Here is a 20,519-nt window from a genome sequence, read left to right as displayed (position 1 = left end):
ATGTGCGAGAGCTACTTCGCCACGCTCGAATGCGAGCTGCTCGACCGACGAAGGTTCGCCACCAGGGCCGCCGCACGGATGGCCGTCTTCGAGTTCATCGAGGGCTGGCATGACCCCAGCCGCAGGCATTCCGCCCTCGGCTGCAAATCCTCGATCACGTTCGAAAGGAGCGCACAGAAACAGCTACAATCTGCTACCGGTCAACTGTCCACCAAACCGGGGGAACTCCAGCCCGAGCCTAAGCCTAAGCCTAAGCCTGACCTTGAGCCTGGTCCTGGTCCTGCTCCTGGTCGGGCACGGGCACGAGCAGGGTCGACCAGGTGTCGTCCCGCGGCGGCTCTGGCGGGGTGTCGCAATCACGACGGTGAATGTTGACCTTGGCAAGGAAATTGGCGGTTACCGGCGCCGTGACAAAGAGAAAGCCCATGATCAGCAACTCGTGCAGAGAGCCCTCGTCGTAGGTCCAGGAATGGATCATCGAGGCCATCAGAAAGGCCCCGATCCCCAGTGTGCCCGCCTTGGTGGGGGCGTGGAGCCGCGGCATCGCGCCGTTGAGCTTCAGCAGCCCGATGCCCGCGACCAGGGTGAACAGGGCGCCAACCACAAGCGATGCGGCGATGGCCACGACGGCGATGGTTTCGAGCGTCATTCGATGATGTCCCCCCTCAGGACAAAGCGGGCATAGGCCACGGTCGAGATGAAGCCCAGCATGGCGATGATCAGCGAGGCCTCGAAATAGATCCGGGTGCCCTGATAGATCCCCAGCAGCACGATCAAGCCGATGGCATTGATGAACATCGTGTCGAGGGCCAGGATCCGGTCGCCGGTGTTGGGTCCGACCCACAGCCGGATCATGGCCATGATCTGGGCCACGGCCACGACCGCGAAGGCCCCGTAGAGGGCCCAGGTCATGAGGTCTGTCGCAAGGGTCATTCGAAGATCTCCTTCAGGCGGCGCTCATATCGGTTCTTGATGTCGTCGCGCACGGCGTCGGGGTTGTCGGTGTCGAGCGCGTGGACCAGCAGGCTGTGCCCGGCGTCCGACAGGTCGGCGGTGACCGTGCCGGGCGTCAGGGTGATGGTGGCGGCCAGGATGGTGATTGCCTCGGGCGTGCGCAGGTCCAGCGGGACCACCACCCAGGCCGAGCGGATCCGCGCGTTGGGCCGCGTCAGCACGATCCAGGCGACCTGGATGTTGGCGACGACGATGTCCCAGATCACCAGTAGGCAATAGGCCAGCATACGTCCGACCCGGATCCGCTCGGGGCGGTCGGGCCACCAGCGCGCGGTCAGGATCGGGATCACGATCCCCAGGATCACGCCGAAGACGAACATCCCGGCCGTCAGCTTGTTTTGCAGCAGGCTCCAGACGACGGTCAGCAGCACTGTCAGCGCGGGGTGCGGCAGGAGCAGGCGGAACAGGGCCGAAATCATGTCAATGTCCCTCCTCGTCGGTGGCGGCATCCGCGCCGTGGGTCCCGGACCCGTAGTCATCCGCGCCCGCCTCGTAGTCGGAGAGCTTGCCCGGTGTCTCCAGCACGGTCGACAGGTATGCGTCGGGCGCGAAGAGCTGGCCGGCGATGGCGGCGGTAAAGCGCGTCGCCGGCCCGGCCAAGACAGTATGCGCGACCAGCAGCGCGATCAGCCCGCCCACCGCCACGTAGGACAGCACCGCCGGCCGGGGCGGGGCGGGGGTGTCGGGCGCCGCGTCCGGGTCGGGCCGCAGGCTTTGGGCCTTCCAGAAGACGACGCTGCCCGCCCGGGAAAAGCCCACGACCGCGATCAGGCTGGAGCCCAGAACCACGGCCCAGATCCAGCGCATGTGGGCGCTGTCGAAGGCGGCATCGAGGATCAGCAGCTTGCCCAGAAAGCCAGAGAGCGGCGGTAGCCCGGCCATTGCGATCGCGGCGGCAAAGAACAGCCCCGCAGTCAGCGCGGCCCCGGCCACGGGTGGCTGGGCCACGAGGTCCAGGTTCCGCCGGCCCGACCGCACCAGGTCCGCGATCAGGAACAGCGCCCCCGCGGCCAGCGTCGAATGGATGATGTAGTAGAGCGCGGCGGCCAACGCCTCTGGCGTGAAAAGCGCGATCGAGATCATCACCATCCCCATCGAGCCGATCACCGAGAAGGCCACCAGCCGGTCCAGCTGCCGCGCCGCCAGCACGCCCACCATGCCGATTGCGAGCGAGATCAGCGCCGCGGGCAGCAGCCAGGCCTCGTGCAGGCCCGACGTCACCGCGAGCTCGGGCGGGAAGACCAGGGTGTAGACCCGGATGATCGCATATGCGCCGACCTTGGTCATGATCGCGAAGAGGGCGGCCACGGGCCCGGGCGCCTCGGCATAGCTCGACGGCAGCCAGAAATGCAGCGGCACGAGCGCGGCCTTGATCGCGAAGACCAGCAGCAGCAGCATCGCCGCCACCCGGATGCCGACTGTCGCCGAAGGGTCGATCAGCTGCACGCGCTGCGCGAGGTCGGCCATGTTGAGCGTGCCGGTCTCGGCATAGATCGACCCCAGCGCGAACAGGAACAGGGTGGAGCCGAGCAGGTTGAAGAGCACGTATTGAACCCCCGCCCGCAGCCGCCGCGTGCCCCCGGTGTGGATCATCAGCCCGTAGGAGGCGATCAGCAGCACCTCGAAGAACACGAAGAGGTTGAAGAGGTCGCCGGTCAGGAAGGCGCCCATGATGCCCATGATCTGGAACTGGAAGAGGGCGTGGAAATGCCGCGCCCGATTGTCCCAGCCCGACCCGATGGCATAAAGCATCACGAACAGCGCCAGCACCGCCGTCAGCAGCACCATCAGCGCCGACAGCCGGTCGGCCACCAGCACGATGCCGAACGGCGCGGCCCAGTCGCCGAGCTGGTAGAGCGTCACGGTCCCGTCCGCGGCCTGCCACGACAGCGCCGCGCCGATGGCCACCATGGCGAGGCCGCCCGCGACAGAGATCGTCCGCTGGATGTTGATGTGAAACCGCGCGGCCAGCACGATGAACGGCGCCAGGAACGCCGGCAGGACGACGGGAAGAATGATCCAGTGTGTCATTGCGCGTCCTCGGCCGGGGTGGTGCCGTCCGGCGGGGGGGGCGGGTCGTTCACGTGGTCGTCATCGGCCCCGAGATAGGCCCCCAGCGCGATCATCACCACGACCGCCGTCATCCCGAACGAGATCACGATCGCGGTCAGCACCAGCGCCTGCGGCAGCGGGTCGGTGTAGCTCGTGGCATCCCCCAGGATCGGCGGCGCACCGACGGTCAGCCGACCGGAGGCGAAGAGGAACACGTTCACCGCGTAGGTCAGCAGCGAGATCCCCATGATCACCGGGAAACTGCGTAGCCGCAGCACGAGGTAGAGGCCGGTGGCGGTCAGCACGCCGATCGCGGAAGCAACCAGAAATTCCATGTCACACTCCCGCCGTCTTGGGGTCGGGCATCTCCCGCGAGGGGTCGATGTCCATCGGATGCTCGGCCTCGGGCACGCGGGCCCGGCGCGCCAGCCGCGAGAAGCTCTCGAGCGACAGCATCACCGCGCCCACCACCGCAAGGAAAACCCCCAGATCGAACAGCGCCGCGGTCGCCAGCTCGAACTCTTGGAACGGCGGGATCCGGACATAGGTGTAATCCGAGGTCAGGAACGGCTTGCCCACGAACCACGACCCGATGCCGGTGAGCCCCGCGATCAGCACTCCGGCCCCGATCACCCCGTGATAGGGATAGCGCAGCCGCGCCGAGGTCCAGGCAAAGCCGCTGGACATGTATTGCATCACCACCGCGATGGAGGCGACAAGCCCCGCGATGAAGCCGCCGCCGGGCTCGTTATGGCCGCGCAGGAAGATGTAGAAGGCCACCATCAGCACCACGGGCATGATGACCCGGGCCACGACCACCATCATCATCGGGTGCATGTCGCCGGCCAGGGGCTTGTCGGGTTTGCGGTTCAGCAGCCGGGCGCGCACCGGCCCCGACAGCAGCGTCTCGGTCAGCGCATAGATCAGCAGGGCGGCGATGCCGAGGACGATGATCTCGCCGTAGGTGTCGAAGCCCCGGAAATCCACGAGGATCACGTTGACCACGTTGGTGCCGCCCCCGCCCTTGTAGGAATTGGCGAGGTGGAACTCCGAGATGCTGGGCGCCACGGTGTCGCGCAGCAGATAGTGATAGGACAGCGCCATCGCCCCCAGGCCGCCGGCCACCGCCACGACCGTATCGCGGGTCCGGCGCAGGATGCTGCTTTCGACCGGGGTCCGGTTCGGCAGCAGGTTCAGCGCGAGCAGCAGCAGGATGATGGTCACCACCTCGACGGTCAGCTGAGTCATCGCAAGGTCGGGGGCGCTGAAATAGACGAAGCCGACCGACACGACCAGCCCGACGATCCCGATCAGGATCAGCGACAGCAGCCGGTTGCGGTGCAGCAGCGCCAGCGCACAGCTTGCCGCGACCAGCATCAGCCACCCCGCGATCTGCAACGCGTTGGCCGGCTGGGGGGCGCGGGTGACCGGGCCGACCGTGCCGGTGGCCCAGGCATGATAGGCCACGGCCACGACGGTGACCGCCATGATCGCGGCATAGCGCGAGAACGCCCCGTTGTGCAGGCGGTGGATCACGCCACGGGCCAGCGCCACGGCGGCCGCGATGATCGCCTCGAAGATCACCTTGGCCTCGGGGCGCGGGGTGCGGTCCCAAAGGCGCAGGGCGGGATTGAAGATCGCCAGCATCAGCAGACCGCCCAGCACCGCGATGATCGACATGTAAAGCGCGGGCACCAGCCCGTGCCAGATCTTGAGATACGCACTCGGCACTTCGGCGGCGGTGCCCAGGACAGAGGCAGTCACCAGCTTGACGAAGGGCTCGGCCAGGAACGGCGCGACGCCGATCGCCACCACCAGCACCACCAGCAGGGCGGGCGGCAGCCACAGGCCCGGGCCGGGGTCGTGGGGCTTGGCGGGGTAATCGTCGCGCACCGGGCCCAGGAACACATGCCCGATCAGCCGAAAGCTGTAGGCCGCCGAAAACAGCGCCCCGACCGTGGCCAGCCCCGGCACCAGCCAGTGGCTGTCGAAGAGCGTCGTGTGCCAGGCCTCTTCCAGCATCATTTCCTTGGACAGGAAGCCGTTGAGCAGCGGAATCCCCGCCATCGACAGCGCCGCCACGGACGCGATGACGCAGGTGATCGGCATCAGCCGGCGCAGCCCGCCAAGGCGGCGGATGTCGCGGGTATGGGCCTCGTGGTCGATGATGCCCGCCGACATGAACAGCGCCGCCTTGAAGGTCGCATGGTTGAGGATGTGGAACACCGCCGCCATCGCGCCGAACGCCGTGCCAGTGCCCAGAAGCATGGTGATCAGGCCCAGGTGCGACACGGTCGAGAACGCCAGAAGCGCCTTGAGGTCATGCTTGAACAGGCCGATGACGGCGCCGAGGACCATGGTGATCAGCCCGGCCGTGGTGACGATGGCGAACCATTCGGGCGTGCCCGACAGCACCGGCCACATCCGCGCCATCAGGAAGATGCCGGCCTTCACCATGGTGGCCGAATGCAGATAGGCCGACACCGGCGTGGGCGCTGCCATCGCATGGGGCAGCCAGAAATGGAACGGGAACTGTGCGGACTTGGTGAAGCAGCCCAGCAGGATCAGGATCAGCGCCGGCAGATAGAGCGGCGATGCCTGGATCGCCTCGCGGTTCTGCAGGATCACGCTGAGGTCGTAGCTGCCCGCGATCTGGCCCAGCAGCAGCATGCCGGCGATCATCGCAAGCCCGCCCATGCTGGTCACGGTCAGCGCCATGCGCGCGCCCTGCCGGCCCTCGGGCAGGTGCTTCCAATAGCCGATGAGCAGGAAGGAGGACAGCGAGGTCAGCTCCCAGAACACCAGCAAAAGCAGGATGTTGTCGCTGAGGACGATGCCGACCATCGCGCCCTGGAACAGCAACAGGTAGGTGAAGAACTCGCCCATGTTGTCCTCGCGGGCGAGGTAGAACCGGGCGTAGGCGATGATCAGCAGCCCGATGCCGAGGATCAGGCAGGCAAAGAAGAACCCCAACCCGTCGAGCATCAGCGTCACGTTGAGCCCCAGCATCGGCATCCAGTCGAGCCGCGCGGTCACCAGCTCTCCGGCGAGGACGGCGGGAAGATGGGTCAGCAGCCCGATCAGCGCGAGCAGGCTGACCATGAAGGTGACGACGGCGCAGGCCTGGCGGCCCGCGGAATTCATCAGGCCGGGCAGCAGGGCGCCAAGGAACGGCAGAGCGACGACAAGGAAGAGGGACACGCGAACTCCTGATCTACGGGTCTGGCACTCGGGGCCGGAAATGTTGAGCCTTTTTGTGGGATTTTTGCCGGGACCTCAAGGGAAGCAAGGCTGGCGGGGTCGTTTTTTTCGGCCCCTCCGGCCGGGCCGGACGCCTTGCCGCACCTGGACGGGAGGGGCGCCGGAGGCGCGAGCCTCGGCCCGCGTCGCCCGATGCGCGGCGCGGAGGCAAAGGCCCGATGCGCGGCGCAGGGGCAAAGGCCCGGTGCCTGCGATCTGTGCGCTTTGCGCGGCAATTCATCGCCCTCCGCTTCGGCTCCGGGCGGCCAGCGCCGCCCCGGCCCGCCTGCGCGGGGGGGCGGGGCGGGGCGCTCAGCCCTCCTGCGGGATGTCGGCGAAAAGCTTGTCGGGGTCGATCCCGCGATGCTCGGCGCTGGCGCGGACCGCCTTCTGCAGGGCCGCGCTCTTTTTCAGCAGGGACCGGAAGCGGACCACGTCGAGCAGCAGCAGGGTCGAAGGCGCGATGGCCCGCGCCTCGGCCCGGCGCGGGTTGCGCATCAGGATGGCGACCTGGCCGAACATCTGCCCCCGGCCCAGCCGCCAGGTCTGGCCGGAACTTTCCAGCTCGACCGCGCCGGAGGCGATGAAATAGACCCCCTTGGCCGCGGCGTCCTTGCGCAGCACCACCGCGCCCGCGTTCACGTGCCGCGTCTGCAAGGCGCGGCCCAGCCGTTTGAGCGCGGTCTCGTCGAGATCCGAGAACAGCGGAAGCTGCCGCACCAGGTCCAGCCGCTGCAGGGTGATGTCGAGGGGCGGGCGCGCCTCGGCCACGGTCCGGCGCGCGACCAGGTCCTGGATCAGGGTGGTATAGACCTCGGCGCCGATCAGCCCGTCCTCGCGCATGGCGAGGTATTCGCGCTCTTCCAGCCGCAGGGCGGTGCGCCGGATGAACCGGCGTTCCAGCTCTTCGGCATAGCCCGGGTATTGCAGGCGCAGCCCCTCGAGCGCGGTCTTGACCGAGTCTGTCCGCCGCGCGAGCAGGTCGTGCAGAAGGTCGGCGACCCGGCGGCCGTGGATCCGCCGGATGCGCCCGTCGATGAAGGCGTCGAGATCGCGCAGGATCAGGCGCTGCGACAGCAACAGCTCGAACCGGTCGGCGGTCAGCCGGACCAGCGGCCCCGAAATGCCGATCCGGCTGTGCAGGGCGACGGCCGCGCGGAAGGTCCGGCCATAGGCGACCGAGCGTCGCGCGATCCGGGTATAGCCGCTGCGCCCGCCGGTGCGGGCCCCCTCGATCAGCCGGTCCGCGTCCGACAGGACCTGCTCGGCCATCCGGGCCGAAATCGTCCGTTCCCGGACCCGGACCAGGATCATGTCGCGCTCGTGGCCGGCCAGCGCGATCAGGCCCAGGGTGACCCGGTCGCGGTCGAGGATGCCGGCGCGGGCCTCGGCGGTCCGCACCGCCTCGTCGAGGCGGTCGCCGAAGATCTTGGCCTCCGACCGGACGGTCTCATGTGTCAGTTTGTAATCCTCGGTGGTGCGCGCCACGTCCTCGCGCACGGTCTGAAGCGCCACGGCCACGACCTGGCGCGACAGCGCCTCGTCCATCGGCGACAGCCGGTCGAGCCCGAGCCAGCCGATCACCGGGCGCAGCGTCGTGCCCTGGACGATCAGCGTGAACAGGGTAAAGCCGGTGGCCAGGATGCCGACCACGCGCTTGACCTCCACCGGCACCCGAAAGCTCTCGGTCACGGCGAGCGCGAGGGCCAGGGTCACGGCGCCGCGCAGCCCGCCCCAGAGGATCGCCGCGCGGTAGGGCCGCTCGACCGGGGGCGAGATCCGCACCAGCGCCAGCAGCGGCAGCAGCCCGAACAGGATCACGGCGCGGGCCGCGATCGCGGCGAGGATCACCACGCCGATCAGGGCGAAATCGCCGATCCGCACCCCTTCGAGCAGGCGCGGGATCAGCAGCGCGGCGAGGATGAAGATCAGCGCCCCGGCCCAATGGGCCATCAGGTCCCAGACCTCGCGCAGATTGCTCCAGGCCTGCGGGGGCAGGCGGCCGGGCCCGGTCAGGTTCAGCGTCAGCCCGGCGGCGACCACGGCGATGACGCCCGAGGCGCCGATGCTTTGCTCCGCGCCGATATAGGCCAGGTAGGGCAGGGCGACCGAGACCGAGATCTGCGCCCGCTCGTGGTTGCTGAACAGCGTCATGATCCGGATCGCGGCATGGGCCGACAGCCACCCGGTCGCGGCGCCGCCCGCGATCAGGACCGGGAACCTCGCCAGCGCCTCGCCAAGCTCGGGGTCCGGCACGCCCAGCATCACGAAGCCCATGAACAGGCCAAAGAGCGCGATGGCCGCGGCGTCGTTCAGCAGGCTCTCGCCCTCGATGATCCGGGCCAGCCGGCGCGGGGCCGAGATCGAGCGGAAGATCGAGACCACCGCCGAGGGGTCGGTCGTCGACACGATCGCGCCGATCAGCAGGCAGGCCGCCAGCGGCAGCGCGCTGGCCCAGGCCAGCGCGTAGCCCACGCTGAGCGTCGCCACCACGACCGCGACCACCGCCAGCACCATGATCGGCACCCAGTCGTCGAGCATCCGGCGCAGGTTCATCCCCAGCGTCGCCTGGAACAGCAGCGTGGGCAGGAACACGTAGAGAAAGACGTTGGACCGGATCGGCAGCCCCAGGATCGCCTCGGCCACCGGGTTCAGCGCATCGGTCAGCTCGGTGCGCAGAAAGAAGGTTGCGGCCGAGCCGATCAGGATGCCGATGATCGCGAGGATCACGCTGTAGGGCAGCCGCAGCCGCGCGGCCAACGGCTCTGCGGTGCCGATGACGAGAAAGAGCGAGGCGATGACCGCCGTGATCAAGACGATGTCCATGAAAAGCGCCTAAACGAATTTCCCGCGCTCGGAAACTCATCGCGGTTTCCGTGGCGGCAAGGTCCGGGCCCCGCCGGCGGACAGGGTCGGGCGGCGCATGCTTTGCGAGCCCGGTCATTTGTGTATACATATTTCGCGAGGGGCGGGAGCTACGAAGGGAACAGGCAGGCATGGGACATCCGAAGGGGCAGGAGACCCATCACTCCAGGATCCTCGACGCGCTGCTGCAGAAGATCGTCAGCGGGGCCTGGCCGCCGGGGTTCCAGCTCGACAGGGAAACCGACCTTGCCGCGCAGTTCTGCGTCTCGCGGATGACGATGAACAAGGTGCTGACCCAGCTTGCCCAGGACGGCTATGTCGTGCGCCGACGGCGCAGCGGGACCTTCGTGGCCAAGGCCCGGACCCAGTCGGCGGTGATGGCCATCAACAATGTCGCCGACGAGGTCGCGGCCCTGGGGCGGCGGCATCGCTGGCGCCTCGACGCGCGGGAGGTCCGCAAGCTCGGTGCGGCCGACCTGCGACTGCTGGGGGTGCGACGGGCGTCGGTTCCCGAGGATGCGCTGAGCCTCAGCGGCGTGCATTTCGCCGATGACGAGCCGTTCTGCTTCGAGATGCGGGCGATCAACCTGCACGTCGTGCCCGGGGCGCAAGGCGTGGGGTTCGACCGCGAGGTCCCGGGCAGCTGGCTGTTGCAGACCATGCCCTGGAGCACGGCGCGCAATTCCGTCCGGGCGGTCAACGTGCACGGCCGCGACGCGGGCCGGCTCGACCTGCCCGACGGCACCGCCTGCCTGGAGATCCTGCGCAAGACCGAGATCGGCGGCGACTGGGTCACCTACGCCCGGCTGCTCTATCCCGGCGAGGCGTTCCAGCTGACGGCGGAGTTCGAGCCGAAGGCGGCGCAGGACGGCGCCGCGCCGGAGACCGGCGGCTGACGGCCGGGCCGCGAGAGGCCCGCGCGCCCCTGCCCGGGGTGCGGGATCAGCCCAGGATCCGGGGCAGGCGCAGCCCATGCGCCCGGGCGCACTCCCTGGCGCTTTCATAGCCTGCGTCCGCGTGGCGCCAGACGCCCGAGGCCGGATCGTTCCACAGCACCCGCTCCAGCCGCCTCGCGGCCTCGGGCGTGCCGTCGGCGCAGATCACCACGCCGGCGTGCTGCGAATATCCCATGCCGACGCCGCCGCCGTGGTGCAGCGAGACCCAGGTCGCGCCGGACGCGGTGTTGACCAGCGCGTTCAGCAGCGGCCAGTCGGACACCGCGTCGGAGCCGTCCTTCATCGCCTCGGTCTCGCGGTTGGGTGAGGCGACGGAGCCGGAATCGAGGTGGTCTCGGCCGATGACGACGGGGGCCTTGAGCTCTCCGCTGGCGACCATCTCGTTGAACATCAGCCCCGCGCGGTGCCGGTCCCCCAGGCCGATCCAGCAGATCCGCGCCGGCAGGCCCTGGAAGGCGATGCGCGCACGGGCCATGTCGAGCCAGCGGTGCAGATGCGCGTTCTCGGGAAAGAGCCGCTTCATCGCGGCGTCGGTCTTGTAGATGTCCTCGGGGTCGCCCGACAGCGCCACCCAGCGGAACGGCCCGATCCCCCGACAGAACAGCGGCCGGATATAGGCGGGCACGAAACCGGGGAAGGCAAAGGCATCCGCCAGCCCCTCGTCCAGCGCGACCTGCCGGATGTTGTTGCCGTAATCCAGCGTCGGCACCCCGGCGTTCCAGAAGTCGACCATCGCCGCGACATGCACCCGCATGGAGTGTTTGGCGGCGGCCTCGACCTCTTTCGGCGCGGTCTCCTGCTTGCTGCGCCACTCCGCGACGCTCCAGCCCTGGGGCAGGTAGCCGTGCACCGGGTCGTGGGCCGAGGTCTGGTCGGTCACGATGTCCGGGCGGCCGCCGGGCAGGGGGGCGCCGTCCTGCATCCGCCGCAGGATCTCGGGGAAGATGTCGGCGGCATTGCCGATAAGGGCGACGGATTTGGCCTCGCCCGCCCCGGTCCAGCGGTCGATCATCGCAAGCGCGTCGTCCAGCGTCCGGGCCTTTTCGTCGCAATAGCCGGTGCGGATGCGGAAATCGGCGCGGGTCTCGTCGCATTCCACGGCCAGACAGCAGGCGCCCGCCATGACCGCGGCCAGCGGCTGCGCCCCGCCCATGCCGCCCAGTCCCCCGGTCAGGATCCAGCGGCCCGCGAGGTCGCCGTCGTAATGCTGCCGCCCGGCCTCGGCGAAGGTCTCGAACGTGCCCTGCACGATGCCCTGCGTGCCGATGTAGATCCAGGACCCGGCGGTCATCTGGCCGTACATCATCAGCCCCTTGCGATCGAGCGCGTTGAAATGGTCCCAGGTCGCCCAGCGGGGCACCAGGTTGGAATTGGCGATCAGCACCCGGGGCGCGTCCTCGTGGGTGCGGACGATGGCGATCGGCTTGCCCGACTGGACCACCAGCGTCTCGTCGGCCTCCAGGTCCCTGAGGCTTTCGACGATGACATCGAAATCGTCCCAGGTTCGCGCGGCCCGGCCGATACCGCCGTAGACCACCAACTCGTGCGGGTTTTCGGCCACGTCCGGGTGCAGGTTGTTCATCAGCATCCGGAGCGGCGCCTCGGTCTGCCAGCTCTTGGCCGAGAGCTCGGGTCCGGTCGGGGGGAAGATGTCCCGCATGTTGTGCCGGGGATCGGTCATGGGAAATCCTTTCGGGTGGGGCGCAGGTGGGCTGCGGTCAGGTCGCCGGGGAGAGTGGCGGCGGAGATGGGTCAACCGGGCCGGGCAAGCGCCCGCGCCGCGGCCAGGATCGCGGTCAGCACCCCGGCCAGCTGCGGGCGCAGAACCGCGCTGCGCCGGGGAGAGAGGTCGAAGGGCGGGGCCTCCGCGGCCAGGTGGCTCTGCTGGGCCAGTTCCATCTGGATCGCGTGGATGCCGGCCTCGGGCCGGCCGTAGTGCCGCGTCGTCCAGCCCCCCCCGGAAGCGCCCGTTGAGCACGGTGCTCCGCCCGGTGGCCTCGCAGGCGGCCAGGGCGGCGGCCTCGATCGCGGGCGCACAGGTGCGGCCCATGTCGGTGCCGATGTTGAAATCGGGCAGCACGCCCTCGAAGAGCCAGGGGATCTGCGACCGGATCGAGTGGCAATCATGAAGCACCGCATAGCCGTGCCGCGCCTTGACCCGGGCAAGCTGTGCCGCCAGCGCCGCATGGTATGGCGCATGGAAGCTGTCGCGCCGCCGGGCGACCTGGTCTGCATCGGGGGCCGCGCCCTCGCGCCAGATCGGCCGGTTGTCGAAAGTGGTCAGCGGCACCAGCCCGGTCGTCGACTGCCCGGGATAGAGCGAGGCGCCGGACGGGTCGCGGTTGGCGTCCACGACATAGCGGTGAAACCGGGCCTCGACCGTGGTGGCCCCGGGCACAATGTCCGCATAGAGCGTCTCAATATGCCAGTCGGTGTCGCGCAGGACCCGGCCCTCGGCGTTCAGCCCCGCGGCCACCTCGGGCGGCACATGGGTGCCCACATGGGGAAAGCCCAGCACCAGCGGGCTGTCGCCTTCGGTGACGCGGACCGGCTCCATCAGAAGACCTCCGGCAGCGCGTCACGGGCCGGCGCGGCCAATGCGCCGGCCTCGACCAGGCCGGCGGCCATCGCAAGGTCCGGGGCCAGGTAGCGGTCGTCGCCCAGCTCGGCTACGTCCTCGCGCAGCCGCGCGACGACGCGCTCCAGCGCCGGCGAGGTCCGCAGCCCGCCGCGCAGGGCCATGCCCTGGGCCCCGGCCATGGCCTCGATGCCGATGATGTGAAACAGGTTGCCGGTCATCGGCAGCAGCCGCCGCGCCCCGTGGCAGGCCATAGAGACATGGTCCTCCTGGTTGGCGGAGGTCGGCGTCGAATCGATCGAGGCGGGATGCGCCATCTGCTTGTTCTCGCTCATCAGCGCGGCCGAGGTGACCTCGGCGATCATCAGGCCGGAGTTCAGCCCCGGGCGCGGCGACAGGAACGCGGGCAGGCCGTGGCTGAGCGCCGGATCCACAAGCAAGGCGATGCGGCGCTGGCTTATCGCGCCGATCTCGGCCAGGGCGAGGGCGATCTGGTCGGCGGCGAAGGCCACCGGCTCGGCATGGAAATTCCCGCCCGAGACCACATCGCCGTTCGACAGCACGAGGGGGTTGTCGGTGGCGGCGTTGGCCTCGATCCCGAGGGTCCGGGCGACCTGCCGCAACAGGTCGAGACAGGCGCCCGCGACCTGGGGATAGCAGCGCAGGCAATAGGGGTCCTGCACCCGTTCGTCATTGTCCAGATGGCTGGCGCGGATCTCGGAGCCGTCCAGAAGCGCCCGCAGGCTGGCCGCGACCTCGATCTGGCCGCGGTGGCCGCGCAAGTCGTGGATCTCGGCGGCGAAGGGCGCGGTGGAGCCCATGGCCGCATCGGTGCTGAGCGCGCCGGTGACCAGCGCGGCCTGCAGCGCACGTTCCGCCCGAAAGAGCCCCGCCAGCGCCAGCGCGGTCGAGACCTGGGTGCCGTTGATCAGCGCCAGCCCCTCCTTCGCCGAAAGCTCCATCGGGGTCAGGCCGGCACGGGCCATGGCCTTTGCGGCGGGCAAGCGCGTGCCCTGAAACAGCGCCTCGCCCTCGCCGATCATCGCGGCCGCCATGTGGGCCAACGGCGCCAGATCGCCCGACGCCCCGACAGAGCCCTTTTCCGGGATCACCGGCAGCACCCCCGCGGCCAGCATCCGCTGCATCAGCGTGACCAGTTCGGGCCGCACGCCCGAGGCGCCGCGGCCCAGCGACATCAGCTTGAGGACCATGATCAGGCGCACGATCTCGGGGGCCAGCGGCTCGCCCACGCCGCAGCAATGGCTCAGGATCAGGTTGCGCTGCAGCCGGGTCACGTCCGCCGCGGCGATCCGGATCGAGGCGAGCTTGCCGAAGCCTGTGTTGACGCCATAGACGGGTGCCGTGCCGGCGGCGACCTCGGCGATCCGTGCGGCGGCCCGCCTGATGCCCGCGTCCGCGCCCGCGTCGAGGGTGGCGCCGCCGCCCGACCAATAGATCTTCGACAATGTGCGCAGGGATGTCGCGCCGGGGACGAGCGTTTCAGACATCGGTGACGGTTCCCTGATGCACATGGGACCGAAGCGGGTTGAGCCCGAGGCGCCCGACCAGCTCCGCCGGCCGCTCGGCGTCCCAGAGGGTGAAATCGGCCGAGAGGCCCGGCGCGATGCGGCCGGTCTCGGCCTGCAGGCCCAGGGCACGGGCGGCGTGGCAGGTGACGCCGTCGAGGCATTCGCGCACGGTCATGCCGAAGAGGACCGCCCCCATGTTCATCGCCAGCAGCAGCGAGGTCAGCGGCGAGGTGCCGGGGTTGGCATCGGTCGCGAGTGCCATCGGCACGCCCGCCTCGCGCAGGGCCGCCACCGGCGGGACCTGTGTCTCGCGCAGCATGTAGAACGCGCCGGGCAGCAGCACCGCGACACTGCCCGAGGCGCGGATCGCCGCCACATCCTCGGCGGTGGCGTATTCGAAATGATCTACTGACAGGGCGCCGTGCCGCGCGGCCAGCTGCGTGCCGCCAGAGCGGGTCAGCTGTTCGGTATGCAGCTTGACCGGCAGGCCGAGGCTGGCCGCACGCTCGAACAGCGGCGCTATCTCGTCGGCGGAAAAGGCGATGCCCTCGCAGAAGGCGTCGACGGCATCGACCAGCCCCTCGGCATGGGCCTGCTCCAGCCCCGCGATCGCCACCTCGCGGATGTAGTCGGCCTTGCTGCCCGTTTCGCCGGGGGGCATGGCGTGGGCCGCGAGCCATGTGGTGCGCACCCGCAGGGGCCGCAGCGTGGCGATCCGGCGGGCGGCGCGCAGCATGGTCAGCTCGGCCCCGATCGACAGGCCATAGCCGGACTTGATCTCCAGCGTGGAGCAGCCCTCCGCCAGCAGCGCGTCGATCCGGGGCAGGGACGCGGCGATCAGCGCGTCCACGTCCATCGCCCGGGTGGCCCGGACAGAGGCCGCGATGCCCCCGCCCGCCCGGGTGATCTCCTGGTAGGTCGCGCCCTCCAGCCGCCTCTCGAACTCGCCGGTGCGATCGCCGCCGTGGATGATGTGGCTGTGGCAGTCGATGAAGGCCGGCGTCACCAGGCGGCCCTCGCAGTCGATCTCCTGCGCACCCTCACGGGGCAGGGCGGGGCCGACGGCCGTGATCCGCCCGCCGCCCACCGCGATATCCACGAGGCCGGGCCCATCCGGTGGCGCGTCGGCGAGGCGCGCGTTTCTCCAGATCTTGCTGTCGGACATCGCGCTTCCCCAGGATTTTGAAATTGCCTTGTGGTGCCAATAAGTATATACATAATCAGGCGTGCGGGAAAGCCGGAAAGTGCGGGCCTCGCGCAGTTCTCGCGCAGTTGACGAAACGCGACAGGGGGGCGGAAATGATCTTTGCAGACCGGGCGCTGACGCCCGCGGGTTGGGCAACGGATGTTCGGCTCACCCTCGCGGGGGACCGGATCGACGATCTGCGCCCCGACACGCAGCCGGAGCCGGGCGACATCCGCGTCGCCGCCCTGTTGCCGGGGATGGCCAACGTGCATTCCCACGCCTTCCAACGCGGGTTCGCCGGGCTGACGGAGGCGCGCGGCCTGGCGCAGGACAGCTTCTGGACCTGGCGCGACATGATGTACCGCTTCGCCCTGACCATAGACCCCGACGGGATGCAGGCGCTGGCCGAGATGGCCTATGTCGAGATGCTCGAGGCCGGCTACGTGCGGGTCGGCGAATTCCACTACCTGCACCACGATCCGGACGGCGGGGCCTATGCCGACCCCGCGGAGATGTCGGGCCGGATCTTCGCTGCCGCCGCCGAGACCGGGATCGCGCTGACCCATCTGCCGGTGTTCTATGCCCATGGCGGGTTCGGCCCGCAGCCCGCGACCCCGGGCCAGCGGCGCTTTGTGCATGATCTGGCGGGCTTTGCAGAGCTGGTGAAGCGTTGCGACGCGATGGCCGTACGGCCGCAGGACCGGGTGGGCTATGCGCCCCATTCGCTGCGCGCGGCGACCTCCGCCGATCTGAACGCCCTGGCCGAAGCCCTGCCGGGCCGCCCGGTCCACATCCACATCGCCGAGCAGCAGCGCGAGGTCGAGGAATGCCTGGCCGTCCTGGGCCAGCGCCCGGTCGCCTGGCTCTTCGAGAATGCCGAGGTCACCGAGGCCTGGTGCCTGATCCATGCCACCCACATGGTGGCGCCCGAGATTTCCGCGCTGGCCGCCTCGGGGGCCGTCGCGGGCCTCTGCCCGGTGACGGAGGCCAATCTGGGCGACGGGCTGTTTCGGGCCGAGGCCTACCTGGGCCGGGGCGGCGCCATCGCGATCGGCACCGACAGCAATGTCCGCGTCGATCTGGCCGGAGAGCTGCGGCTTCTGGAATACGGCCAGCGGCTGGCGCACCACCGGCGCAACGTGCTCGCGCCCGAGGGCGGCTCCACCGGGCGGCGGCTGTTCAAGGCGGCGCTCTCCGGCGGGGCGCGGGCGCTGGGGGCAGACGGCGCGGGGCTGGCACGCGGCGCCCCGGCGGACCTGGTGGCGCTGGAGGACCCGCACGGGCTGGCGCCGGACGGGGACCAGCTGATCGACCGCTGGGTCTTTGGCCGCGACGTGGCGGTGCGCGACGTCTGGGCCGCGGGCCGCCATCTGGTGCGCGACGGACGCCACGTCGCCCGCGCGCGGGTGGCGGCGCGGTTCGGGGCAGTCCTGCGCCGGATCATGGCATGAGGCCGGGCGCCCCCCGGCCGGCCATTGACACCCGCAGCCCCCGGGGGCAGCGTCTTGTATATACATGGACGTCAGGGCGAGGTGCCCGATGGCAGAGGCGCGGGGCCCCCGGGGCAGGACAAGCTTCGATTTCGGAGGCACGACGGTGCTGGTCACCGGGGCGAGCCGGGGGATCGGCCGCAGCCTCGCGCTGGCCTTCGCCAATGCGGGGGCCGACCTCGTCTTGACGGCACGCGGGGCCGGGGCGCTCGACGAGGTCGCCGCCGAGGCGCGGGCGCACGGGGTCGCGGTGCGGTGCCTGGCGCTCGACCAGCGGGACGTGAACGCGGTGCGTGACACGCTCGCGCAGATCGGCCCGGTCGACGTGCTGGTGAACAATGCGGGCGTCGAGGAGGTGCGGCCCTCGCTCGAGGTGGACGAGGCGCTTTGGGACAGGATCGTCGGCACCAACCTCAAGGGCGCCTTCTTCACGGCCCAGGCTGCGGCGGCGATCATGGCCCGAAATGGCGGCGGGGCGATCGTCAACCTCGCGTCCCTCACGTCCTTCGTCGGAGTGCCCACGGCCACGCCCTATGGCGCCTCCAAGACCGGTGTCCTTGGGATGACCCGGGCGCTGGCCGCCGAATGGGGGCCGCTGGGGATACGGGTCAACGCCATCGCGCCGGGCTATTTCGAGACCGACATGACCCGGGTGTTCTACGAGGACAGAAGCTGGGTCGAGAGCATGGTGGCGCGGATCCCCATGGGCCGTCTGGGCGCGCTGGAGGACCTGTCCGGCGCGGTGCAATTCCTGGCCTCCGACAGCGCCGCCTATGTCAACGGAGAATGCCTTGTGATCGACGGCGGCTTTCTGGCGAAAATATAGGCGGGCATGTGGCGCTGCCCGGTCCCGGAGGGCCGCGCAGGTGATAAGTCGATACAAGATGATCGGGGATGATAGGCTCTCCCTCGAACGGCGGGCCGCGCCCCCCGGGACGGCGTCGAAACCTGTCCGGACACCCGAAGACGTGCCTTGCGTGCGCCCACGAGCGGCGATGCCAGAACAAGGGAAACCCGATGGCTGACGTGACCATGAGGCGGCTGAAATCCATGTAGGCGGAGGCGCGGGCGGCGCTGACGGAGCGGTCGGAGGCGGACCTGTCGTCCTTCCTCGAGCGCGCCGCGCCGATCATCGAGGCCGTGCGCACCGAGGGCGACGCCGCGCTGGTCCGCTTCGGGCGCAGCTTCGACAAGGCCGAGCCCCTGACCGAGGCCACGCTGAAGGCCTCCGAGGCCGAGTTCGACGCCGCCTTCGACGCCGTGGACGATGCGGTGATCGACGCGATCCGCTTCGGCATCGGCAATATCCGCAGCTTCCACGAGGAGCAGGCCCCCGAGGCCATGTGGCTGAAGGAGATCCGCCCCGGGGCCTTTGCCGGCGACCGCTTCCTGCCGATGAAATCCGTGGCGCTCTATGTGCCGCGGGGCAAGGGCGCCTTTCCGTCGGTCACGATGATGACCTCGGTGCCCGGCGTGGTGGCCGGGGTGCCGCAGCTGGCCATCGTGACGCCGCCCGGACCGGACGGAAAGGTCGATGCGGCGACCCTGGTGGCCGCCCGGCTCGCGGGGGTCGAGGTGGTCTACAAGGTCGGCGGGGCCCAGGCTGTCGCGGCCGTGGCCTTCGGGACCGAGACGGTCGCCCGGGCGCACAAGATCGTCGGCCCCGGCAGCCCCTGGGTGGTCGCGGCCAAGCGTCTTCTGGCCGGCCATATCGACCCTGGCCTGCCCGCTGGCCCGTCCGAAGGGATGATCCTGGCCGATGACACCGTTTCGGGCCGGCTGGCGGACATGGATCTGCTGATCGAGGCGGAACACGGGCCCGACAGCTCTGCCTGGCTTGTCACCCCTAGCGCGCGTCGCCGAAGAAGCGCTGGCCACCCTGCCGGAGCTTTGGGCGCGGATGACGCCGCAGCGCGCGGAATTCTCGAAGGCGGTGCTGACCGGCCGGTCCGGCGGCATCCTGATCGCGGAATCGATGGCCGACGCCTGTGCCTTCGTCAACGAATACGCGCCCGAGCACCTGGAGATCCTGTCGACCCGCCCGTTCGACTATCTCGGCGACATCACCGAGGCGGCCGAGATCCTGATGGGCCCGTACACCCCGGTCTCTATCGGCAATTTCGCCCTCGGGCCGAACGCCGTGCTGCCGACCTCCAAGGGGGCGCGGACCTATGGGCCGCTGTCCGTGGTCGATTTCATGCGCCGCAGTTCGGTCGGCTACGTGACCGAGAAGGGCTATCCCGAGATGGCGCGGAACGCCAAAGTGCTGGCCGAATACGAGGGCTTCTCCTCCCATGCCAACGCGGTCGGCGACCTGCGGCTGGCCTATCTGCGGGACTGAGCCATGCGCGCCGTCCGCCTTCATGCCGCGGGCGACCTTCGGGTCGAGCGGATCGCCCCGCCCGTGCGGCCGTCCGACCATGAAGTGACGCTTGCGGTCACCATGGCCGGTATCTGCGGCTCCGACCTGCACAATTACCGGACCGGGGCCTGGATCAGCCGGGCGCCCTCTGTCGCCGGGCACGAGTTCACCGGCGTGGTGACGGCCGCCGGCCCGGGGGTGGAGCATGTCGCGATTGGCCAGCGGGTCATCGTGTACAGCCGGCACACCTGCGGGATCTGTCCGGCCTGCCGGGACGGTGTGGGGCAGGTCTGCGCAGACCTGGGATTTCTGGGCGAGGTGATCGACGGCGGCTTTGCCGAGGCGGTGACCCTGCCGGGGCGCAACGTGTTGCCCGCGCCCGATGTGCCCGACCGCCACCTGGCGATGGCAGAGCCGCTGGCGGTCGCGCTCCATGCCCTCGGTCTCGCGGCGGTGCCCGAGGGCGCCGGTATCGTCATCACCGGCTGCGGCCCGATCGGGGCACTCTCGGCGCTGCTGGCGCGGCGGATGGGGCACCGGGTGGCGGTGCTGGACCGCAACGCCACCCGCGCCGCCCATGTGGCCGCTCACACCGGCGCCGAGGTCGTGGACCTGGACAGCCTCTCCGGCCGCCGGGTCCGCCATGCGATCGAGACCACGGGCAATCCCGGTGTCATCCGCGGCCTTCTGGGCGCCATCGCGGGCGCGAGCCGGATCACGCTGGTGGGCATCGGCGCCCCGGCCGCGGTGATCGACCCGGTCCACCTGGTGGAGCGCGAGATCGCCCTGCAGGGCAGCCGTGCCTTCCGCACCCAAGAGCTGGCCCGCATCGCCGGGATGCTGCCCGCGCTCTCGGCCGAGCTCGACCCGTTCATCGCGGCCGAGATCGCGCTGGAGGACGTGCCCGCAACCTTCGCCGAGATGACGGCGCGGGGCTCGGACGGGATCAAGACGCTGATCCGCTGCGCGCCGCCCGGTGCGACCACGGCCGGCTGAGCCGCCCCCAGGCCCGCTGGCCCCGGACCCCGACCGGACCCACGCGAGGAAGCCCCCAATGCCCGATCTCGAGCGGACCTATGTGGACATCGACGATTTTGCCGCCCTGCGAGCTATCTCGGACCTCTGCTCTGGTGTGAGCAACGCGGCGCGGGCCTTCCCGCCCTTCGACCCAAGCGACATGGCTGCCTGATCCTTGCCTTCGTCGGTCTCGTCATCAACCTCCCCCGTCGCGATTCGCGCGACCTTCA

The 20,519-nt window shown here is 69.8% G+C and carries 15 protein-coding genes and 2 pseudogenes; 6 read left to right on the top strand and 11 right to left on the bottom strand.

Annotation, left to right across the window (positions count from 1 at the left end):
• Window positions 1-250: 250 nt before the first annotated feature.
• From mnhG to ROA7023_RS00875, 7 genes are all read right to left on the bottom strand, one after another.
• A complete protein-coding gene (gene mnhG / locus ROA7023_RS00905; RefSeq protein ID WP_085877113.1) occupies window positions 251-649 on the bottom strand; it encodes a monovalent cation/H(+) antiporter subunit G in 399 nt (132 codons plus the stop codon).
• The gene (locus ROA7023_RS00900) at window positions 646-933 is read right to left on the bottom strand and encodes a K+/H+ antiporter subunit F (RefSeq protein ID WP_085877112.1); all 288 of its coding nucleotides are present in this window, start codon (window positions 931-933) and stop codon (window positions 646-648) included. Before ROA7023_RS00900 ends, mnhG begins: the two co-directional genes overlap by 4 nt.
• Entirely contained in the window at window positions 930-1,433 is a 504-nt protein-coding gene (locus tag ROA7023_RS00895) for a Na+/H+ antiporter subunit E (protein ID WP_085877111.1), read from the bottom strand. The genes ROA7023_RS00900 and ROA7023_RS00895 overlap by 4 nt, the downstream gene beginning before the upstream one ends.
• A 1-nt stretch (window position 1,434) precedes the next feature.
• Window positions 1,435-3,045: a monovalent cation/H+ antiporter subunit D gene (locus ROA7023_RS00890; RefSeq protein ID WP_085877110.1), complete on the bottom strand. Its 1,611-nt coding sequence runs from the start codon at window positions 3,043-3,045 to the stop codon at window positions 1,435-1,437.
• The gene (locus ROA7023_RS00885) at window positions 3,042-3,401 is read right to left on the bottom strand and encodes a Na+/H+ antiporter subunit C (protein WP_085877109.1); all 360 of its coding nucleotides are present in this window, start codon (window positions 3,399-3,401) and stop codon (window positions 3,042-3,044) included. Before ROA7023_RS00885 ends, ROA7023_RS00890 begins: the two co-directional genes overlap by 4 nt.
• Before the next feature lies 1 nt (window position 3,402).
• Complete coding sequence (locus ROA7023_RS00880) at window positions 3,403-6,267, bottom strand: monovalent cation/H+ antiporter subunit A (RefSeq protein ID WP_085877108.1); 2,865 nt, start codon at window positions 6,265-6,267, stop codon at window positions 3,403-3,405.
• A gap of 351 nt (window positions 6,268-6,618) precedes the next feature.
• Entirely contained in the window at window positions 6,619-9,132 is a 2,514-nt protein-coding gene (locus tag ROA7023_RS00875; protein WP_085877107.1) for a cation:proton antiporter, read from the bottom strand.
• 170 nt (window positions 9,133-9,302) lie between these two features.
• On the opposite strand from ROA7023_RS00875, the gene hutC reads away from it, so the two are divergent.
• Window positions 9,303-10,067, top strand: coding sequence for a histidine utilization transcriptional repressor HutC (hutC, locus tag ROA7023_RS00870; RefSeq protein WP_085877106.1), 765 nt, complete (start codon window positions 9,303-9,305; stop codon window positions 10,065-10,067).
• Window positions 10,068-10,113: 46 nt separating this feature from the next.
• Here the strand turns inward: hutC and hutU are convergent, their stop codons facing one another.
• The 4 genes and pseudogenes from hutU to hutI all read right to left on the bottom strand — a co-directional run bounded on the left by hutU (window position 10,114) and on the right by hutI (window position 15,399).
• Window positions 10,114-11,808 carry a urocanate hydratase gene (hutU, locus tag ROA7023_RS00865; protein WP_085877105.1) on the bottom strand — a complete coding sequence of 565 codons (1,695 nt, stop codon included), beginning with the start codon at window positions 11,806-11,808 and terminating at the stop codon, window positions 10,114-10,116.
• Window positions 11,809-11,879: 71 nt separating this feature from the next.
• A pseudogene (gene hutG, locus ROA7023_RS00860) lies at window positions 11,880-12,684 on the bottom strand (N-formylglutamate deformylase).
• Window positions 12,684-14,213, bottom strand: a complete 1,530-nt coding sequence (gene hutH, locus ROA7023_RS00855) for a histidine ammonia-lyase (RefSeq protein WP_085877104.1) — start codon at window positions 14,211-14,213, stop codon at window positions 12,684-12,686. Before hutH ends, hutG begins: the two are co-directional and overlap by 1 nt.
• Window positions 14,206-15,399 (bottom strand): imidazolonepropionase, encoded by a 1,194-nt coding sequence (hutI, locus tag ROA7023_RS00850; protein WP_085877103.1) that lies wholly within the window; start codon window positions 15,397-15,399, stop codon window positions 14,206-14,208. Before hutI ends, hutH begins: the two co-directional genes overlap by 8 nt.
• A gap of 134 nt (window positions 15,400-15,533) precedes the next feature.
• On the opposite strand from hutI, the gene ROA7023_RS00845 reads away from it, so the two are divergent.
• The 5 genes and pseudogenes from ROA7023_RS00845 to ROA7023_RS25440 all read left to right on the top strand — a co-directional run bounded on the left by ROA7023_RS00845 (window position 15,534) and on the right by ROA7023_RS25440 (window position 20,461).
• Window positions 15,534-16,871, top strand: a complete 1,338-nt coding sequence (locus ROA7023_RS00845) for a formimidoylglutamate deiminase (RefSeq protein ID WP_085877102.1) — start codon at window positions 15,534-15,536, stop codon at window positions 16,869-16,871.
• 88 nt (window positions 16,872-16,959) lie between these two features.
• The gene (locus ROA7023_RS00840; protein ID WP_085877101.1) at window positions 16,960-17,736 is read left to right on the top strand and encodes an SDR family NAD(P)-dependent oxidoreductase; all 777 of its coding nucleotides are present in this window, start codon (window positions 16,960-16,962) and stop codon (window positions 17,734-17,736) included.
• 314 nt (window positions 17,737-18,050) lie between these two features.
• Window positions 18,051-19,251: pseudogene (hisD, locus tag ROA7023_RS25900) on the top strand (histidinol dehydrogenase).
• Window positions 19,252-19,254: 3 nt separating this feature from the next.
• Entirely contained in the window at window positions 19,255-20,268 is a 1,014-nt protein-coding gene (locus ROA7023_RS00830) for a zinc-dependent alcohol dehydrogenase (protein ID WP_085877100.1), read from the top strand.
• Between the two features lie 58 nt (window positions 20,269-20,326).
• Complete coding sequence (locus ROA7023_RS25440) at window positions 20,327-20,461, top strand: hypothetical protein (protein ID WP_268807959.1); 135 nt, start codon at window positions 20,327-20,329, stop codon at window positions 20,459-20,461.
• Window positions 20,462-20,519: the final 58 nt, after the last annotated feature.

This window comes from Roseisalinus antarcticus (assembly GCF_900172355.1).
In the GTDB taxonomy this organism is placed as follows: Bacteria; Pseudomonadota; Alphaproteobacteria; order Rhodobacterales; family Rhodobacteraceae; genus Oceanicola; species Oceanicola antarcticus_A.
Note: the sequence above shows the minus strand (reverse complement) of the source record. Positions and strands in the feature narration are given on the sequence as shown.

What these genes read in the sequence shown, in the direction of transcription:
- hutH (WP_085877104.1), bottom strand. Translation starts at nt 14,213, where the DNA reads ATGTCTGAAACGCTCGTCCCCGGCGCGACATCCCTGCGCACATTGTCG.
- mnhG (WP_085877113.1), bottom strand. Translation starts at nt 649, where the DNA reads ATGACGCTCGAAACCATCGCCGTCGTGGCCATCGCCGCATCGCTTGTG.
- hutC (WP_085877106.1), top strand. Translation starts at nt 9,303, where the DNA reads ATGGGACATCCGAAGGGGCAGGAGACCCATCACTCCAGGATCCTCGAC.
- ROA7023_RS00840 (WP_085877101.1), top strand. Translation starts at nt 16,960, where the DNA reads ATGGCAGAGGCGCGGGGCCCCCGGGGCAGGACAAGCTTCGATTTCGGA.
- ROA7023_RS25440 (WP_268807959.1), top strand. Translation starts at nt 20,327, where the DNA reads ATGCCCGATCTCGAGCGGACCTATGTGGACATCGACGATTTTGCCGCC.
- ROA7023_RS00845 (WP_085877102.1), top strand. Translation starts at nt 15,534, where the DNA reads ATGATCTTTGCAGACCGGGCGCTGACGCCCGCGGGTTGGGCAACGGAT.
- ROA7023_RS00875 (WP_085877107.1), bottom strand. Translation starts at nt 9,132, where the DNA reads ATGGACATCGTCTTGATCACGGCGGTCATCGCCTCGCTCTTTCTCGTC.
- ROA7023_RS00830 (WP_085877100.1), top strand. Translation starts at nt 19,255, where the DNA reads ATGCGCGCCGTCCGCCTTCATGCCGCGGGCGACCTTCGGGTCGAGCGG.
- hutI (WP_085877103.1), bottom strand. Translation starts at nt 15,399, where the DNA reads ATGTCCGACAGCAAGATCTGGAGAAACGCGCGCCTCGCCGACGCGCCA.
- ROA7023_RS00890 (WP_085877110.1), bottom strand. Translation starts at nt 3,045, where the DNA reads ATGACACACTGGATCATTCTTCCCGTCGTCCTGCCGGCGTTCCTGGCG.
- ROA7023_RS00895 (WP_085877111.1), bottom strand. Translation starts at nt 1,433, where the DNA reads ATGATTTCGGCCCTGTTCCGCCTGCTCCTGCCGCACCCCGCGCTGACA.
- ROA7023_RS00885 (WP_085877109.1), bottom strand. Translation starts at nt 3,401, where the DNA reads ATGGAATTTCTGGTTGCTTCCGCGATCGGCGTGCTGACCGCCACCGGC.
- ROA7023_RS00900 (WP_085877112.1), bottom strand. Translation starts at nt 933, where the DNA reads ATGACCCTTGCGACAGACCTCATGACCTGGGCCCTCTACGGGGCCTTC.
- hutU (WP_085877105.1), bottom strand. Translation starts at nt 11,808, where the DNA reads ATGACCGATCCCCGGCACAACATGCGGGACATCTTCCCCCCGACCGGA.